The organism is Candidatus Hydrogenedentota bacterium, from assembly GCA_012730045.1.
Lineage (GTDB): Bacteria > Hydrogenedentota > Hydrogenedentia > Hydrogenedentales > CAITNO01 > JAAYBR01.
On record JAAYBR010000153.1, the window covers coordinates 1 to 16,142 of the forward strand.

The 16,142-nt window shown below is 68.2% G+C and carries 12 protein-coding genes; 7 read left to right on the forward strand and 5 right to left on the reverse strand.

The annotated features are described in order from the left end of the window. The first annotated feature begins 268 nt into the window (after positions 1–268). Positions 269–730 carry a hypothetical protein gene (locus tag GXY15_16480; protein NLV42809.1) on the forward strand — a complete coding sequence of 154 codons (462 nt, stop codon included), beginning with the start codon at positions 269–271 and terminating at the stop codon, positions 728–730. Continuing rightward, complete coding sequence (locus GXY15_16485) at positions 727–1,572, forward strand: endonuclease/exonuclease/phosphatase family protein (protein ID NLV42810.1); 846 nt, start codon at positions 727–729, stop codon at positions 1,570–1,572. Before GXY15_16480 ends, GXY15_16485 begins: the two co-directional genes overlap by 4 nt. Here GXY15_16485 and GXY15_16490 read toward each other — a convergent pair. Next, positions 1,555–2,379: a DNA methylase gene (locus GXY15_16490; protein ID NLV42811.1), complete on the reverse strand. Its 825-nt coding sequence runs from the start codon at positions 2,377–2,379 to the stop codon at positions 1,555–1,557. The genes GXY15_16485 and GXY15_16490 overlap by 18 nt on opposite strands. Positions 2,380–2,412: 33 nt before the next feature. Then, positions 2,413–2,985 (reverse strand): redoxin domain-containing protein, encoded by a 573-nt coding sequence (locus GXY15_16495; GenBank protein ID NLV42812.1) that lies wholly within the window; start codon positions 2,983–2,985, stop codon positions 2,413–2,415. Positions 2,986–4,013: 1,028 nt separating this feature from the next. Between GXY15_16495 and GXY15_16500 the strand changes: the two genes are divergently transcribed. From GXY15_16500 to GXY15_16520, 5 genes are read left to right on the forward strand one after another with little or no spacing between them, the layout of a single operon-like run. Next, entirely contained in the window at positions 4,014–6,680 is a 2,667-nt protein-coding gene (locus GXY15_16500) for an ATP-binding protein (GenBank protein ID NLV42813.1), read from the forward strand. A 34-nt stretch (positions 6,681–6,714) separates the two neighbouring features. Then, entirely contained in the window at positions 6,715–8,439 is a 1,725-nt protein-coding gene (tadA, locus tag GXY15_16505) for a Flp pilus assembly complex ATPase component TadA (GenBank protein ID NLV42814.1), read from the forward strand. 50 nt (positions 8,440–8,489) lie between these two features. Then, positions 8,490–9,572: a type IV pilus twitching motility protein PilT gene (locus GXY15_16510; GenBank protein ID NLV42815.1), complete on the forward strand. Its 1,083-nt coding sequence runs from the start codon at positions 8,490–8,492 to the stop codon at positions 9,570–9,572. A gap of 40 nt (positions 9,573–9,612) precedes the next feature. Further along, a complete protein-coding gene (locus tag GXY15_16515; GenBank protein ID NLV42816.1) occupies positions 9,613–11,292 on the forward strand; it encodes a PAS domain-containing protein in 1,680 nt (559 codons plus the stop codon). Positions 11,293–11,333: 41 nt separating this feature from the next. Then, entirely contained in the window at positions 11,334–12,680 is a 1,347-nt protein-coding gene (locus tag GXY15_16520; protein ID NLV42817.1) for a sigma-54-dependent Fis family transcriptional regulator, read from the forward strand. 5 nt (positions 12,681–12,685) lie between these two features. Here the strand turns inward: GXY15_16520 and recJ are convergent, their stop codons facing one another. Genes recJ through mtnA form a run of 3 tightly spaced genes read right to left on the reverse strand, consistent with a single transcriptional unit; the run spans position 12,686 to position 16,106 of the window. Continuing rightward, complete coding sequence (recJ, locus tag GXY15_16525; protein ID NLV42818.1) at positions 12,686–14,386, reverse strand: single-stranded-DNA-specific exonuclease RecJ; 1,701 nt, start codon at positions 14,384–14,386, stop codon at positions 12,686–12,688. Continuing rightward, positions 14,383–15,057, reverse strand: a complete 675-nt coding sequence (locus tag GXY15_16530; protein NLV42819.1) for a (d)CMP kinase — start codon at positions 15,055–15,057, stop codon at positions 14,383–14,385. The genes recJ and GXY15_16530 overlap by 4 nt, the downstream gene beginning before the upstream one ends. Further along, positions 15,054–16,106 carry an S-methyl-5-thioribose-1-phosphate isomerase gene (gene mtnA, locus GXY15_16535; GenBank protein NLV42820.1) on the reverse strand — a complete coding sequence of 351 codons (1,053 nt, stop codon included), beginning with the start codon at positions 16,104–16,106 and terminating at the stop codon, positions 15,054–15,056. The genes GXY15_16530 and mtnA overlap by 4 nt, the downstream gene beginning before the upstream one ends. Positions 16,107–16,142: the final 36 nt, after the last annotated feature.

A 16,142-nucleotide genomic window follows, 5' to 3' on the forward strand; every position in this document is an offset into this window, starting at 1 on the left:
GGGCCGGAAAAGTAGACGCGCCATCTTGGCGCGTTCTTGGGGTTTTCGTTGGCCCAAAGAACGCGCCAAGATGGCGCGTCTACTTTGCGGGCGTTCTCGCCGACTTACTTCATTAGCAGCGAAGCGACGCCATCTCGTTCTCGGCATCGCCACGGTTCTCACAGCGCCTTCTCCGGCGATCCGGCCCGCGCCTTGGCGGTTTTGCAACACGTCGTGAACGTGCTACACTGGAAACGAAATTCCCCGGAAGCATGAAGGAGGTTTTCCCGTGGGCGACAAAGGGGTGTGGATCATTGCCGCCGTGCTGGCGGCGGGCCTGGCCGCGCTCATCGCGCTGCGGGGGGTGCCGTCCGCCCCGGCGCCCCCCGCCGCGCCCGAAGCGGCGGCGCCTCCCGCGCCCGAGGCCCCCGAGCCGCCCGAACCGCCCGCGCCCGCGCCCGTCACCGGTGAGATGGTGGATAAGCTGCTTTACGGCATGACCTATGAAAACGTCATGGAGCGGTTCGGCCGCGAGTCGGACGAGACGGAGACGGAATACGAGCAGGGAACGCCGGGGTACACCTCTCCCTCCGTGACGGTGTGGCACCGGTGGGACAATCCGGACGGGTCGGCCGCCCGGGTGGGGTTTGTGAACCAGAAACTGGAAAGAAAGGTCTTTGTGGACGCCGCGGGGGGCACCTCGGGCGGCACGGAGCCGGAACTGTGGAAAGACAAGGAGTTCAAGCTATGAAGAAAGCCGTGGCCCTCATCCTGCTGGCTTGTTTCGCGGGTGCCGTCGCCGCGCAGGAGGTCTCCCTCCGGGTCATGTCGTTCAATGTCCGCTACGGCACCGCGCCGGACGGCGAGAACGCCTGGCCCAAGCGCAAGGACATCGTGGTGAACTGCGTGAAGCAGGCGGACGCGGACATCATCGGCCTCCAGGAGTGCCTGGAGTTCCAGGCGCGGCACATTGTGGCCGGGCTGCCGGAGTACCAGTGGGTCGGCGTGAGCCGCGACCCCAACGGCAAGGGCGAGATGACGGCGGTGCTCTACCGCACGCGGAAACTTTCGCCGGTGCTGGTGCGGCATTTCTGGCTGAGCGAGCAGCCGGAGGTGCCGGGGTCCATTTCGTGGGACTCCAGCCTGACGCGCATGGCCACCCTCATCCGCTTCCAGCACCAGGAGACCGGGCGTTTCTTCACCTATGTTAACACGCACCTCGACCACAAGGGCGAGCAGGCGCGGGCGGAGGGCATCGGCGTCATCTGCCGGGAGCTGGAGAAGGAGGACCCGGCGCTGCCCGTGATATTGACCGGGGACTTCAACGCCAAGGCGGGCGCGAGCGCGCCCCATGCCCGGGCCATGGAAGCGGGCCTGCGCGATGCGTGGGTGGAGGCGCCGGAGAAGAAGGGGCCGCCCATCACCTGGTCGGCCTTTGCCGCGCCCAAGGGGGGGGAGGAGAGCCGGATTGACTGGGTGCTCTTCCGGGGGAACGTTTCCGCCCGGTTCTGCGAGACGGTGCTGTACAACGAGGACGGGCGTTATCCCACGGACCACTTCCCGGTGCTGGCGGGCCTAACCCTGGCCCCCTGACCGGCCCGGCTTTCCAGGCGGCCGCCGCTTCCCCGGGAAGGGCGGCCGCTTCGCCTTTTCCGGGCGGGGCCCGGCGGACGCGCCCCGCGGGCGGGCGGCGGACGGCCTGGGCGGCGCGACGGCGGCCTCGGGCTTGCGCAGGATGAAGAGGTAGTTGAACCCGCGCAGGAAGAAATTCCCCTCCACCGCGGCGGTGTGCCAGTGGTTCAGGTCCAGCTTCTTGTTGCGGCGCACGACGGAAACGATGTCCACAGGCTCGAAGAGCCGGCACATCCGGTGGAACAGCTCGAAGCCGATGGGCATGAAGGGCTTCCCCTTCTCAAAGGAGTCGGAGACGTAGAGCGCCATGTGGCGGCCCGGCCGCAGGACGCGGTGGATTTCCGAGAGCACCCCCTCCATGGCCCGGTAATATTCCGGTCCGCCCGCGTGCAGCTTGCCGATGCAGGCGGGATCGTCGCCGTAGTCAATGTGCGTGGAGTAGGGCGGGTCCACGAAGACAAAAGCCGCCTTCCCGTCCTCCAGGGGCAGTTTTCGCGCGTCGCTGCGGAAGATGTCCGGCCGGGTCGGCTGGAGGTCGTAGCCCAGCGCGCGGCGGCCCAGATCGCGCGCCACGTCCAGCGTGGTGCCGCTGCCGGCCATGGGGTCCACCACGAGGTCCTTGGGCCTGGTATAGCGCTGAAGCAGGTTCCACAGGATGTAGGCCGGTGTCGCGCCCTGGTAATTCTTGTCCCCCTGGCGCTCGTTGCCGTACTGCTGTGAGGGAAAATCCCACAGCGTGGTGGTCATCAGTTCCGGTTTCGGGGCCACTCCGGCGCTCCTCCTCCGCAAGGGGGCTTTGGGTTAGGAATCCAGCGCCTTCTGCACCGCGTCCGTCAGGACCTTCTCAAAATCCGGCGGCATGCCCGGAAAGACCTCGGAGACCATCCCCTTCCGGTCAACGACCACGATGAACGGGATGCCCTGCACCCCGTAGAGGTTGCCCACCTTTGCGTCCTTGTCCATCGGCACCGGCATGTCCATCTTTCTGGACTCCAGGAACTTGGTGACCGTCTCCGGGGGCTCCGCCTGGTTGATGGCGTAGAGTTTCACCCCCTTGTCCGCGTGGGCGTGCACCACTTTTTCAATGACCGGCATGGCCTGGCGGCAGGGGCCGCACCAGGTGGCCCAGAAGTCCAGCACCACGACCTTGCCCTTTTCGGCGGAAAGGGTCATCTCGCCGCCCTTGAGCAGCGGCAGGGTGAAGTCCGGCGCGGGGCTCCCCGTCTTCAGGGACGATTCCCGCCCGGTGCCGGGTTCGGGCTCCTTGCGGTCTTGAACCTTCACCCCCTCGGGGGCCGTGAAGACAAACTGCTCGTCCTTGAGTTCGGGATTAATGCGCCAGTTCGAAAACTGGAACACCACCTCGGCGGTGATCTTGCTTCCCCCGTGCGCCGAGGCGGAGACGCCCTTGGAAAGGTCCGCATTGAGCTGGACAAGCCGGCGCGTCTCCCCCGGCGCAAGCCAGGCGATGACATCAAAGCCCTCGTAGGCAAGCGCGATGCCGTCGCAGGCGAGGCCGCCGATCTCGCGCGTGCCGGCATGGGTCACGGACTGGGCGTCGTTCACCAGCGCCGCGTTCCCGTGGAGATAATCAGCCAGCCACATGCCCGGCGCCTTGAGCAGGCCGCCCAGGGCGGCGCTAACCAGAACATCCCTGGGCACTTCCTGCTCCAGCCGGTCCGCGCGCTTCTCCGCAGGCAGGTACACATTGTGCACCTTCCCGTTGCTGATGATCCGCACCTCGCCGTTGCCCCCCTTCTGAGACAACCGCTGATACAGGTCGGTCGTGCCGCGAAGCAGCATTTCCCCCGAGAACTCCTCCTCATTCACCTCGTCTCCTCCGTCAGAAGCCTTTACCACCCGGGTGCTTGCGGAGAAATCCACCCCCAGGGAGGAAAACGCGGCGGTATCCCGCATGGCCTTTTCCAGCAGGGCCTTTGCGTTCTCATCCCCCTCCTGCGCCAACGCCGGCAACGCTGCGGCGCACGCCGTCGCAATCAACAACTTCACGAAACACACCATCCGTTTCTTCAGCAGGTCCATTCTGGAAAAGCCTCCTGTTGGCGCCGTCCCGCCCTTCTGTCCGCCTCTGAAACACTTAGTGCCAGCGGTCCATTTCAGGCAAACACCGTACGGCTTCGCATTCTTATACCATATCTTGCCTTGCCCGCACCGTCTTCTTTTCGGGGAGGTTTCCGGCACTTCTTCCCCCCGCTCTCCTCCCCTTCCCGCATTCTTCCCCCTGTTTTTCCCGGTTTGTCAAGAAATAACTTTCCCTTTTTGGGCCGAAAATGACCGTTTTTGTCGTTGAACACTGGCTTGGAACGTGCTAAAATGGAATTGACTTCAGGGTGGCATGGAGGGTTCGTGACCCTCATAACCGAGAGAGAAAAGGCTCCATCATGGCGATGATGCGTCCTGCATCCGGTCCGTCCAAGGGAAAAGGACAGAAGCGCCTGGGCTCTCTTCTCGTGGAGGAGGGCGTCGCCACCCAGCAACAACTGGAAAGCGCCCTGGCCGTGCAGGAGGAGAAGGGCGGGTACTTGGGCGCCATCCTGGTGGAGCTCGGTCATCTGACCCAGGACCGCCTGACAGAGTTTCTTTCCAAACAGTGCCAGATTCCGCACGTCAGCCTGATTGGCTACGAGATCAACGAGCAGTTCACCAAGCTGGTGCCGGAGGAGATTTGTCTCCGCCTGAACGTGCTGCCGATAGACAAGCTGGCGCGCATCCTCACGGTGGCCATGGTGAACCCTCTGGACGCCGAGGCGCTGGAGGAGGTGCAGAAGCACTGCCCGGACCTGCGCATCAAGCCCATCCTCTGCTCTTGGGACCATTTCAGAATTGTCACGGAGCGGCTTTTTGGGAAGGCCCCCGTGCCGCGCTCCGCGGAATACTCCATTCTGACCCGCGAGCACTCCCCCGCCAAACCCAAAACACCCGAAGAGCGGGCGGCCAGGCAAAAGGCCAGGGACACCGCCCCGGGCATGCTGGACGACGAGGATGAGGACATGCAGCCGGCCCCGTCCCGCCCGCCAACGCGCGGGCTGGGAGCCGGCCTGCAGACCATCTCCGCCGACAGTGCCCGGCAAATCGGGGCCGCCCTCAGCGAGGGCCTGCAGGAAAACCTGGCCGATCTTCTTCTGGCCATGCGCGAGAACCGGGCCGCGTCCCCCGCCGCCGACAACGGCGCGGCGGCCCTTGCCGAACTGACCACCGCCCTTCGGGACTCCATGGAAAGTTCCATCCAGTCGCTGGCGGGGGAACTCCGCACGAGCCTGGACGGGTTGAAGGAAAGCTGGCCCCAGGCCCCCGCCGGGGACGGGGATGACCGGCTGGCGGCCATGCTCCGGGAGCAGCTCGGCGCCGCGGTTGCAGAGGCCATGCAGCCCCTGACGGCGCAGCTGGCCGGGGTGGCCGCGGAGATTCGCAAAGGGACCGAACAGGAGCCGGCGGCCCCGCCGGATTTCGCGGCCCTGGCGCAGGGCATCCAGGACGGCGTGGGCGCCGCGGTGGGCGGAGCCCTCACGTCGGTCAGCGCGGAGCTGCGCTCCCTGAACGAGCTCCAGCAGCGCGCCCCCGACGGCCCCTCCCCTTCGGAATGGGCCGACGCCGCAAGCCAGAGCGTGGGGGCGGTGGTCCGGGACGCCCTGGAGCAGCTGGGCGAAAGCCTCCGCAAGACGCTCGAGGGGCAGGCGGAAACAAGGACCCAGTCGGAGCAGGAATTCTCCCTGTTGGCGCAGGCCCTCCAGGAGGGCGTGGCCCACGCCGTGGAGGAGTCCATGGCCGGCATGACCGTCCAGCTGAAGTCCGCCCTCGCGCGCACCGAGTCCGCCGACGCGGAAAGCCGCAATGAGGCGGCCACCGCCCTGGCGGAACGGCTGGCGGAGGCGGTGAACCGGGGGCTGGCGGAGCTTCGGGACGCCCAAAAGGGGCAGGAGTCGGAGCTGGCCCGCGTCGCGGAGACGGCCCTGTCGGCCATCGCCGGGGAAAGCCGGAACGCCCTCACGGCGCAGCAGGAGGAGCTGGCCCGCATCGCGCAGACGACGCTTCAGTCCATCCGCGAGGCCCGGGAAAGCCAGGAGAGCCAGCAGTCGCAGCTGGCGAAGATCGCCGAGGCGGCCACGCAGTCCGTCAAGCAGACCACCGAGCTGATCGAGTCGCACCTGGTGGCGGAGAACAACCGCCGCGACCTCATGCGCCGGCGCAAGAACCGGCACGCCTCCGTGGCCCCGTTCGGCCTGGCGCCGGACGCGGACCCGGACGAGGCGACGCGGGTGGACGAGTCGGACGGCCGCATCATGGACGCGCTGGACTCGGAAATCCCCCTGGAGTCGCTCACCTTTGAAAACTATTTCCCGGGCAAGGTCAACGCCTTCACCTTCAAGGTGGCGCAGGCCGTGGCCGCCGGGCCCGGGGGCGAGTACAACCCCCTCTTCCTGTACGGGACCGTCGGGTGCGGCAAGACCCACCTCATCAGCGCCATCGGCAACACCATCCTGACGGGCGGCGGCAAGAAGGCCAAGACCCCCGCGCCGCGCGTGGGGTATGTCTCGGCGAGCCACTTCGCCCGCCGGATGGCGGAGGCGGTGGCGGAGGGCGCGCTGGACGCCTTCCGCGAGAACTACTGCCACTGGGACGTGCTCATCCTGGACGACATCCAGTTCCTCGGGGGCCGGGTGGAGGCGCAGGAGGAGTTTTTCCACATCTTCAACGCCCTCCACCAGCAGGGGCGCCAGATCATCATCGCGGCGGACAAGGCGCCCGACCGCCTCGGCCTGCTGGAGCAGCGCCTGGTTTCCCGCTTCGCCAGCGGCATCGTGGCGGAGCTCAAGCCGCCCGAGTGGGAAACCCGCATGCAGATACTCAAGCACCAGATGGCGGGGGCGGGGGTGCCGGTTCCCGAGGAAATCCTCTCCCTCATCGCGATGCGCGTGCCGGGCGACGTGCGCAAGATGATCGGCGCGCTGCGGAAAATCACGGCGTTTGCCAGGCTGATCGGAAAGGACATCAGCGTGGAGATGGCCCAGGAAATCCTGAGCCATCTCGGCGCAGAGGAGGCCGCATGAGCGCCCCCGGGCGCCGCGGAGGACGGGTGAACCCATGAAAGTGCAGAAGAAGAAACTCGAGGACATGCTGCTCTCCGAGCACCTTGTCACCAGCGACCAGATCCGGGAGTGCCTGCAGCTCCACCGCACCACCGGGCACAGCCTGCCCCAGCTCCTGGTGGAAAAGGGCTACCTCAGCGAGGAAAACCTCGTCGTCACCATCAGCGAGCACCTGGGCATCCCCCACATCCGCGTCGCCAACTACAACATCCCCAAGGAGGTGCTCAGCCAGGTGCCCGAGGCCCTGGCCCGGCAGTACATGATGCTGCCCGTGTCGCTCACCGGGGAGGTGCTGACGCTGGCCATGGCCGACCCCCTCAACATCATGGCCGTGGACGACCTGCGGATGATCTCAAACTACGAGATCGAGCCGGTCGTGGCGATGATGTGCGAGCTGCGCGAGGCCATAGACCGCCACTACGGCGGCGGCAAGGCCGACAAGATATTCAAGACGCTGACGGCGGCCCAGGCGGAGCGGGACGAGGAGCTTGACGGGGTCCAGGAGATCACGGAGGAGGTGGAGGACGTCTCCAACATGGAGGCGGGGGCGGACGACGAGCCGGTGCGCAACATGACGCGCTTCATCATGTTCAACGCCCTCGAGCGCGGCGCGAGCGACGTGCACCTCGAGCTGTTCGAGAAGCTGGTGCGCGTGCGCTACCGCGTGGACGGGTCGCTGGAGGAGGGCAAGGCCCCCCCGAGGACCATGCATCCAAACATCGTGGCCCGGCTCAAGATCCTCTCCGGATGCCGGATTGACGAGCGCCGCCTCCCGCAGGACGGCCGGTGCCGCATGCGCTACAAGGGGCGCGACATTGACTTCCGCGTGGCGTTCCTCCCCTGCAAATACGGCGAGAAGGTGGTGCTGCGCGTCCTGGACCAGACCACCCTGACCCTGGACCTGGACAAGCTGGGCTTTGAGCCGCAGCCCACCGAGGCCTTCCACCACGCCCTCGGCATGCCCCACGGCATGATCCTGATGACGGGCCCCACCGGCAGCGGCAAGACCACCACCCTCTACAGCGCCCTGCACAAGCTGAACACGGTGGACACCAACATCGTCACGGTTGAGGACCCCATCGAGTACGAGCTCTTCGGCGTGAACCAGGTGCAGGTCAAGCAGCAGATCGGCTTCACCTTCGCCGAGGCCCTGCGCCAGATCCTGCGCCAGGACCCCGACATCGTCATGGTCGGCGAGATCCGCGACGGCGAAACGGCCGACGTGGCGGTGAAGGCCGCCCTCACGGGCCACCTGGTCCTGAGCACCCTGCACACCAACGACGCGGCGGGCGTGTTCCCCCGCCTGGTTGACATGGGGGTGGAGCCCTTCCTCGTGCAGTCCTCCGTGGCGCTGGCCGCGGCGCAGCGGCTGCTGAAACGGGTCTGCCCCGAGTGCAAGGAGGCGATCACCGTGCCTGCGGACGCGCTCGAGCGCTTCCAGTACCAGCCTTTCGACTACATCCCCAACCCGCAGTTTGTGCGGGGGCGTGGCTGCCCAAAGTGCAAGGACACGGGGTACAAGGGCCGGGTCGCCGTGATCGAGGCCATGCTTAACTGGCCGGAGGTGCAGCCGCTGGTGCTCAAGCGCGCCTCGTCCCAGGACATCAAGCGGACGGCCATCCAGTGCGGGATGAGGACCCTGCGCCAGAACTCCCTTTCCAAGGCGGCCCAGGGCCTGACCACGCTTGAACAGGTGCACGAGCACACCATTGCCGACTGACCCCCCCCCGGCGGTGACCGCGCGGGAGAACGCAAGAGAAGGGAGCCCCGATGGCCGAAAGTCTGAGCATCAAAGAACTCCTAACCAAGATGATCCAGGAGGGGGCCAGCGACATGCACATCATCGTGGGCGGCCCGCCCATGATCCGGGTGCACGGGTCGGTGGAGCCGCTGCCGGGCTACCGCCGCCTGACGCCGGAACAGACCCAGGAGCTCGTCTACAGCGTGATGACGGAGCAGCAGGTGGCGGAGTTCGAGGCCACCCGCGAGTGCGACATGTCCTTCGGCATTGACGGTCTGAGCCGGTTCCGCCTCAACGTCTACCGCGACCGCGGGTCCGTCGTGGCGGCGTTCCGCACGATCCCCTTCGAGATCCTCTCCTTTGAGCAGCTGGGGCTTCCCCGGATCATCTCCGACTTCGCCCACAAGCCCATGGGCCTCGTGCTCGTGTGCGGCCCCACGGGAAGCGGAAAGTCCACCACCCTCGCGGCGATCCTGGACAAGATCAACCGCGAGCGCAAGACGCACATCATCACCATCGAGGACCCCATCGAGTACCTGCACTCGCACAAGATGTCCATCATCAACCAGCGCGAGGTGGGCGCCGACACCAACGGTTTCTCGGAGGCCCTGCGCCGCATCCTGCGGCAGGACCCCGACGTGATCCTGATCGGCGAAATGCGCGACCCGGAGACGATCCAGGCGGCGCTGACGGTGGCCGAGACGGGCCACCTCGCCTTCGCCACGCTGCACACCAACGACGCCCTCCAGACCATCAACCGCATCGTGGACGTGTTCCCCTCGGCGCAGCAGGCGCAGGTGCGCACCCAGCTCTCCTTCGTGCTCGAGGGCGTGGTCGTGCAGCAGCTCATCCCGCGGGCCGACGGCCTCGGCCGCGTCCTCTCCATGGAGATCATGATCCCCAACCCCGCCATCCGCTCGCTCATCCGCGCGGAGAAGCTGGAGCAGATACCCTCCATGATCGAGATCGGCAAGGGCGAGGGCATGATGACCATGAACCAGTCCCTCTACCGGCTCATGCGCCGCGGCATCATCACGCCGGACATGGCCTTCAAGCGCACCATGGACCCGGAGGGGCTCCAGAACCTCGTGGAAAAGGGGCTCCGGGATTGAGGGCGCGCCCTGCGGCGGGCGCCGCCGCGGAGCGGGCCGCATGAGCGCCCGCAGGCGCCGGAAGACGCCCGGGGGAAGCCCCGTCTGGCGCCGGGCGGGGGCGTTTCTCCGGCCCGTCTACGACGGGCCGCCCGCCTGGCTCTGGTTTGCCGGACTGGGCCGGACCGCCGCCATCCTCCTCATCGCCGGGGGGGCGCACGCCCTCGTGCGCGATGACCTCGCCTACAACATTCTCATCGGCATCTATCTGGCCGCCGCCGTGTGCGGCCTCTCCTACCTGCACTCCCTGCGCGCCACGTCGCATGTGACCGCCGGCCTCACCTGGACACAGATGCTCCTGGATTTCAGCGTGGTCGCCGCGACGGTGAGCTTCACAGGGGGCCAGGAAAGCGTCTTCGTCTTCCTGCTGCTGGTGGTGGTGCTTGAGGCGGGCGTGCTGCTGGGGCTGGCCCAGGGATTCCTCTTCGCCCTGGGCGCGGCGGTTCTCCTGCTGTGGATGTCGCTCGACAGCACCCTCTCCACAAAAGCCCCCGTCGAGCACTGGTACAGCGTTTCCCTCCAGTGGGTGGCGCTGTTCTGCGCGGCCTTCATCAGCGGCTACTGGAACCTCCGCCTCAGCCGGATGAAGCAGTTCCAGCGGGAAATCCTCGACAACATGAGCGGGGGCTTTCTCCTCGTGGACCGGAACGGGGTGGTGGCGGGGGCCAACCGCGCCGCCTGCGGCATCCTGGGCATTGACGAGGCGCGCCTGCGGGGGCGGCCCGTGGACCAGGCACTGGTCCCCGAGGACGGCTCGGAGTGCCCCGTGGTCACCGCGCTCCGCGAGGGCCGCGACTACCTCAGCTACGAGTGCCCCGTCACCACACGCCGGGGCGGGCTGCGCCTGCTCGGCCTCAGCACGAACCACCTCTACGACGCGCACGGGCGCCTGGAAACCCTGATCGTCTCGTTCACCGACCTGACGGAGATGGAACGCATCCGCAAGGAAATGCTGGTCCAGGCGCGCATGGCCTACATCGGGGAGATGGCCGCGGAGCTCGCCCACGAAATCCGCAACCCCGTGACCTCCATCCGCGGGGCCATGGAGGAGCTTGGGAAGGGCAACCTGCCCCCCCAGACCGCCGGGCGGCTCACGGCGATCACCCTGCGCGAGTCGGACCACCTGGAGAAGGTGGTCTCCGGCTTCCTCGACTTCGCGCGCAACCCCGAACTCCGGCGCTCCACGGTGTCGCTGGCCCGGCTCGCCGGGGAGATGCGCGAACTCTTCGAGAAAAAGCACCCCGGAGTCCGGGTGGAGGTCCGCACCGAGCCGGGGGGGGAGAGCGTCCACGCGGACCCCACCCAGATGCGCCAGCTCTTCATCAACCTGTGCCAGAACGCCGCGGACGCCATGGGGGGCGAGGGACGGCTGGACATCGCCGTCCAGCCCAGGGAGACCACCGTCGAGGTCCGGTTTGAGGACTGCGGCCCCGGCATCCCCCCCGACAAAGTTGCACAGATATTCGAGCCGTTCTATACTGACAAGGAGCGCGGCGTGGGCATGGGCCTCGCGGTCTGCAGCAGGATCGCGGCGGTGCATGACGGCACGATACAGGCCGCGACACGGCCCGGGGGGGGCGCGGTCTTTGTCGTCCGGCTTCCCAGGGCTTTCCCCGCCGCGGCGGAAGGAGACGAACCCGGCCGGACGGCGGCGTCGGGCCCGGAGGAAACCCAAGGGTGACGGCAAGGCACCGTGTGCTCGTCGTGGACGACGAGCTGAGCATGCGCGAGCTTCTCGAGATCGTTCTCGAAAGCGCGGGCTACGAGGTGCACTGCGCCTCCGGCGACGATGAGGCCCGCGCGGCCATGGACGGCGCGCAGTTTGACGCGGCCATGACGGACCTCCACATGGGCGGCGACCGCAACGCGGGCCTGCGCCTGCTGTCGTGGATGCGCGAGGCCGACCCGCGGATGCCCGTGGTGGTCATCACGGCCCACGGCTCGGTGGAGACCGCCGTCGAGGCCATGCGCCTGGGCGCCGCCGACTATGTCCAGAAGCCCTTCCGCTCCAACGACGAGATCCGTTTGCGCGTGGCGCGCGTGGTCTCCGAGCGCAATCTCCGCCGCGAAAACGAGGCCCTCCGAAAGGACCAGGCCCACCGGAGCAATCCGGGGAACATGGTCGGCAAGAGCCCCGCCTTCCTCGAGGTCCTCTCCATGGTGCGGCGCGTGGCCGGGCTGCCGAGCACCGTGGCCGTCTACGGGGAGAGCGGCGCGGGCAAGGAACTTGTCGCCCGCGCGCTCCACCACCTCAGCCTCCGGGCCGAAAAGCCCTTCGTCGCCATCAACTGCGGCGGCATCCCGGAAACCCTCCTGGAAAGCGAGCTGTTCGGCTACAAAAAGGGCGCCTTCACCGGCGCCGGCGAGGACAAGGAGGGGCTCTTTGTCGTCGCCAACGGCGGCACCCTCCTGCTGGACGAGATCGGCGAGATGCCGATGAAGCTCCAGGTGAAGCTGCTGCGGGTGCTGGACAACAACTCCGTCACCCCGGTCGGCGGCACGGCCTCCATCAACGTCAACGTCCGCATCGTCTCCGCCACCAACCGCAACCTGGAGGAGATGGTGGAGCAGGGGGACTTCCGCAAGGACCTCTTCTACCGCCTGAACGTGATCCCCATCCATGTCCCCCCCCTGCGGGACCGGGGCGAGGACATCCCGCTGCTCACGCGGCACTTTGTCCAGAAGCACGCGGTGAACATGGGCTGCGGGGTAAAGGAGCTTTCGCCGGAGACCGAGGCGCTCCTGGCGCGGTACTCCTGGCCCGGAAACATCCGGGAGCTGGCGAACGTGGTCGAGCGCGCGCTGGCCCTCAGCGGCGAGAGGATCGAGCCGAGGGACCTCCCCCCCGCCATCCGGGAGTATGTGCCCCCGCCCGAAACGCCCCTGGCCGACCTGCCCGGCGGCGGTGTCAATCTGGAGGCCATCATCTCGGACATGGAGCGCAAATACATCGAGCAGGCGCTGGAGCGCTCGCGGTTCTCCCAGATCCGGGCGGCGGCGCTGCTCGGCCTCACGCCGCGCTCCCTGCGCTACCGCCTGCAAAAATACGGCCTGTCCGCCCAGGACTGACTCCCTCAGCCCCCCTCAGCCGGGCGCAGGTCCTTCAGGTAGAGCTGGATGGACCCGTCCATCGCCCGCTCGTCAAACACGGGGGTGAACGCCGCGTCCGCGAGGGAGGGGAAATCGCCCGTCAGGTAGCGCTCGGCCTGCTGGAACCACAGGGAGGCGAACACCTTGTCGCCCTGGCGCAGGGACATCTTGAGGTGCCGGTCTTTGAGCACGCGCACCGAGCCGGCAACCACCTCGACGCCGTAGGCGGCGAAGACCGGGGCGGGGTTTGCGTTGCCGAAGGGCTCCATCGCCTCCAGCGCCCGCAGGAGCGCCTCGTCCACCATGCTGAAGGCCGCCTGCGCGTCCACGTGGAGCAGGGGCCGGGCTGGATCCCCGCCGGTCTGGACGCCCACGGCGCGCACGAAATCCGCCGCAAAGGCGTCTATGGCCGGGCGGCCCAGGGTCATGCCCGCGGCGGCCCGGTGCCCGCCGTACTTGGAGAAATGGGCGCGGCAAGCGTTAAGCGCCTCCATGAGGTCCACGCCGGGCGCGGCGCGCGCGGAGCCCCGGGCGATGTCCCCCTCCACGCACAGCACGGCCACCGTCCGGTGGTACCGCGAAACGAGGCGGGAGGCGACGATGCCGACAACCCCCTGGTGCCAGCCGGAGCGGGCGACCACGATGGCGTCGCCCTTTTCCAGGCCGAGACTCTCGATCTCCTCCATGGCCTCGTCAAAGATGCGCTGCTCGATCTGGCGGCGCTCCGTGTTGGCCGCATTCAGCACGTCGGCAAGCCGCCCGGCCTCCTTCGGGCATTCCGCGAGAAGCAGGTCCAGGGCGGCGCGCGCGTCGTCAAGCCGGCCCACGGCGTTGATCCGGGGCCCCAGATGGAAACTGATGCGCTCGGAGGTGACCTCCTTGAGGCTGAACCCGGCCACCTGGGCGAGCCGCGCGATGCCCAGCCGCTCATAGCGCTTCATGTGGCGCAGCCCCAGGGCCACCAGGTTCCGGTTCTCGCCCCGCAGCGGCATGATGTCCGCCACCGTGCCGAGGGCCGCGATGTCCAGGTCGTTCGGGGTGCCGTTGAGCGCGCAGCCCAGCTTGAAGGCCACGCCCGCGCCGCAGAGCGCGCCGCCGGGATGCCCCTCGGGCTCGCGGCGCGGGTTGACCACCGCCTCCGCCGGGGGCAGGGGGCCCTCTATGCTGTGGTGGTCCGTGACGACCAGGCCCATGCCCAGCGCGCGCGCGCGCTCCGCCGCGGCCAGCGCGCTCGTGCCGTTGTCCACCGTGACAATAAGCCCCGCGCCGTCGGCGTGCGCCTGGTCCACATGGGCGGGCAGGATGCCGTAGCCGTCGCGTAGCCGGTCGGGCATGCGCGGCAGCACGGAGGCGATGCCGAAGCGCGCGAGGGCCCGCGTGAGCAGGGCCGTGGCGGAGACGCCGTCCACGTCGTAGTCGCCGAAGACAACGACCCGCTCCCCCCGCTCCCGGGCCAGGGTGATCCGGTCCACCGCCTTTTGCATGTCCGTCATCAGGAACGGGTCAAAGAGCTGCGAGAGGGAGGGGTTCAGAAAGAGCCGGGCCTCTTCGGGCGTGGAGACGCCCCGCTGGAGAAGCAGCTGCGCCACCACCGGCGGCACGCCCGCCGCCTGGGCGAGATCGGCGGCGGCACGCCGGTCCATCTCCGCGACGCGCCACACGGCGCGCGGGAACTCCCGCTTCATGGGCATTTCCCCGCGAGGGAGGCGATGGCCTCCACCACCTCGTCCGCCGTCATGTCGGTGGTGTCCAGGAGCACGGCGTCTTCGGCGCGGCGCAATGGCGAGTCCGCGCGGGTGGCGCTCTTCTCATCGCGGTCGCGGATATCCTCGCGCAGCTGGTCAAAATCCACTGGCAGCCCCTTTGCCGAGAGTTCGGCCGCGCGGCGGCGGGTGCGGCAGTCCAGCGACGCGTCCAGGTAGATTTTGCACTTCGCGGCGGGAAAGACCACCGTGCCGATGTCGCGCCCCTCGGCGACCGTGGGGCCCCGCTCGCCGAAACGGCGCTGGTGGTCCACCAGGATGCGGCGCACCCCGGGAATCTGGTCCAGCTTGTAGATGAGGCGCGTCACTTCAGGGGTGCGGATGGCCGCCGTCACGTCCTCCCCGTCCACCGTCACCCGCTGCCCCTGCGGCGTCTCTTCCATTTCCAGGCGCATGTCGCGGGTGGAGGCGGCCAGCGCGTCGGGGTCGTCAAGGTCCACCCCCCGGGCGAGGGCGCGCCACGTGGCGGCGCGGTACATGGCCCCCGTGTCCAGAAAGGCGAAACCCAGCCGCTCCGCGACCCGGCGGGCGACGGTGCTTTTTCCCGCCCCCGCGGGGCCGTCTATGGCGACAATGCGCGCGGCCCCGCTCATGCCGCGCCCCCGCCGACAATCCGCGCGATCTTTTCCCGGCCGGGTTCGGTGATGACGCCCTTCTCCGTGATGATCCCGGCGATCAGCTCCGCCGGGGTCACGTCAAAGGCCGGGTTGTACACGCCGATGTCCTCCGGCGCGGTCTGGATGCCGAAGCCGCAGGTGATTTCCAGCGGGTCGCGCTCCTCAATGGGAATGGCCTCGCCGGAGTCCAGGGAAAGGTCAAAGGTGGAGGACGGGGCCGCGACGTAGAAGGGGATGTCGTGCGCCCGCGCGAGCACCGCCACGCCGTAGGTTCCGATCTTGTTGGCCGTGTCGCCGTTCGCCGCAATGCGGTCCGCGCCCACAATCACCAGGTCCACCCGGCGGTCGCGCATGACCACCGCGGCCATGTTGTCGCAGATGAGCGTCACGGGGATGCCCGCCTGCTGGAGTTCCCAGGCCGTCAGGCGCGCCCCCTGGAGCAGGGGCCGGGTTTCATCGGCGAACACATGAAACTTCCGCCCCGCCGCATGGGCGGAAAACATGGGCGCCAGGGCCGTGCCGTACCCCGATGTGGCCAGCCCGCCCGCGTTGCAGTGCGTGAGCAGGCCCGCGCCCTCCGCGATCAGCGGCGCGCCGTGCGCGCCGATGGCGCGGCACATGGCGTCGTCCTCCGCGAAAATGGCGTTTGCCTCGCGTTCAAGCACGCCCAGGGCGGCGGCGGCGGAGGCCCCCGCGGGCACCGTGCGCGCCGCCGCGCGCATGCGGTCCAGGGCCCAGAAAAGGTTCACCGCCGTGGGGCGCGCCGTGGCCAGGTAGTCCGCCGCGGTCACGGCCGCCGCCACCGCCGCCGCGCCGTCGCGGGGCTCCTGCTCGCGCACCCCCACGATCACGCCGTAGGCCGCGCAGACGCCGATGGCGGGCGCGCCGCGCACCCTCAGGCGCCGGATGGCGTCCCACACCGCGCGGGCCGTCTTCAGCTCCGACTCGCAGCATTCCCGGGGCAGCAGCGTCTGGTCGAGAATGATAAGCTGGCCGTTCCGCCAGTCCACCGGTTTGACAGGCATGACAAGGCCTCCTGAATGCCGCGGACCCGCCGCCAA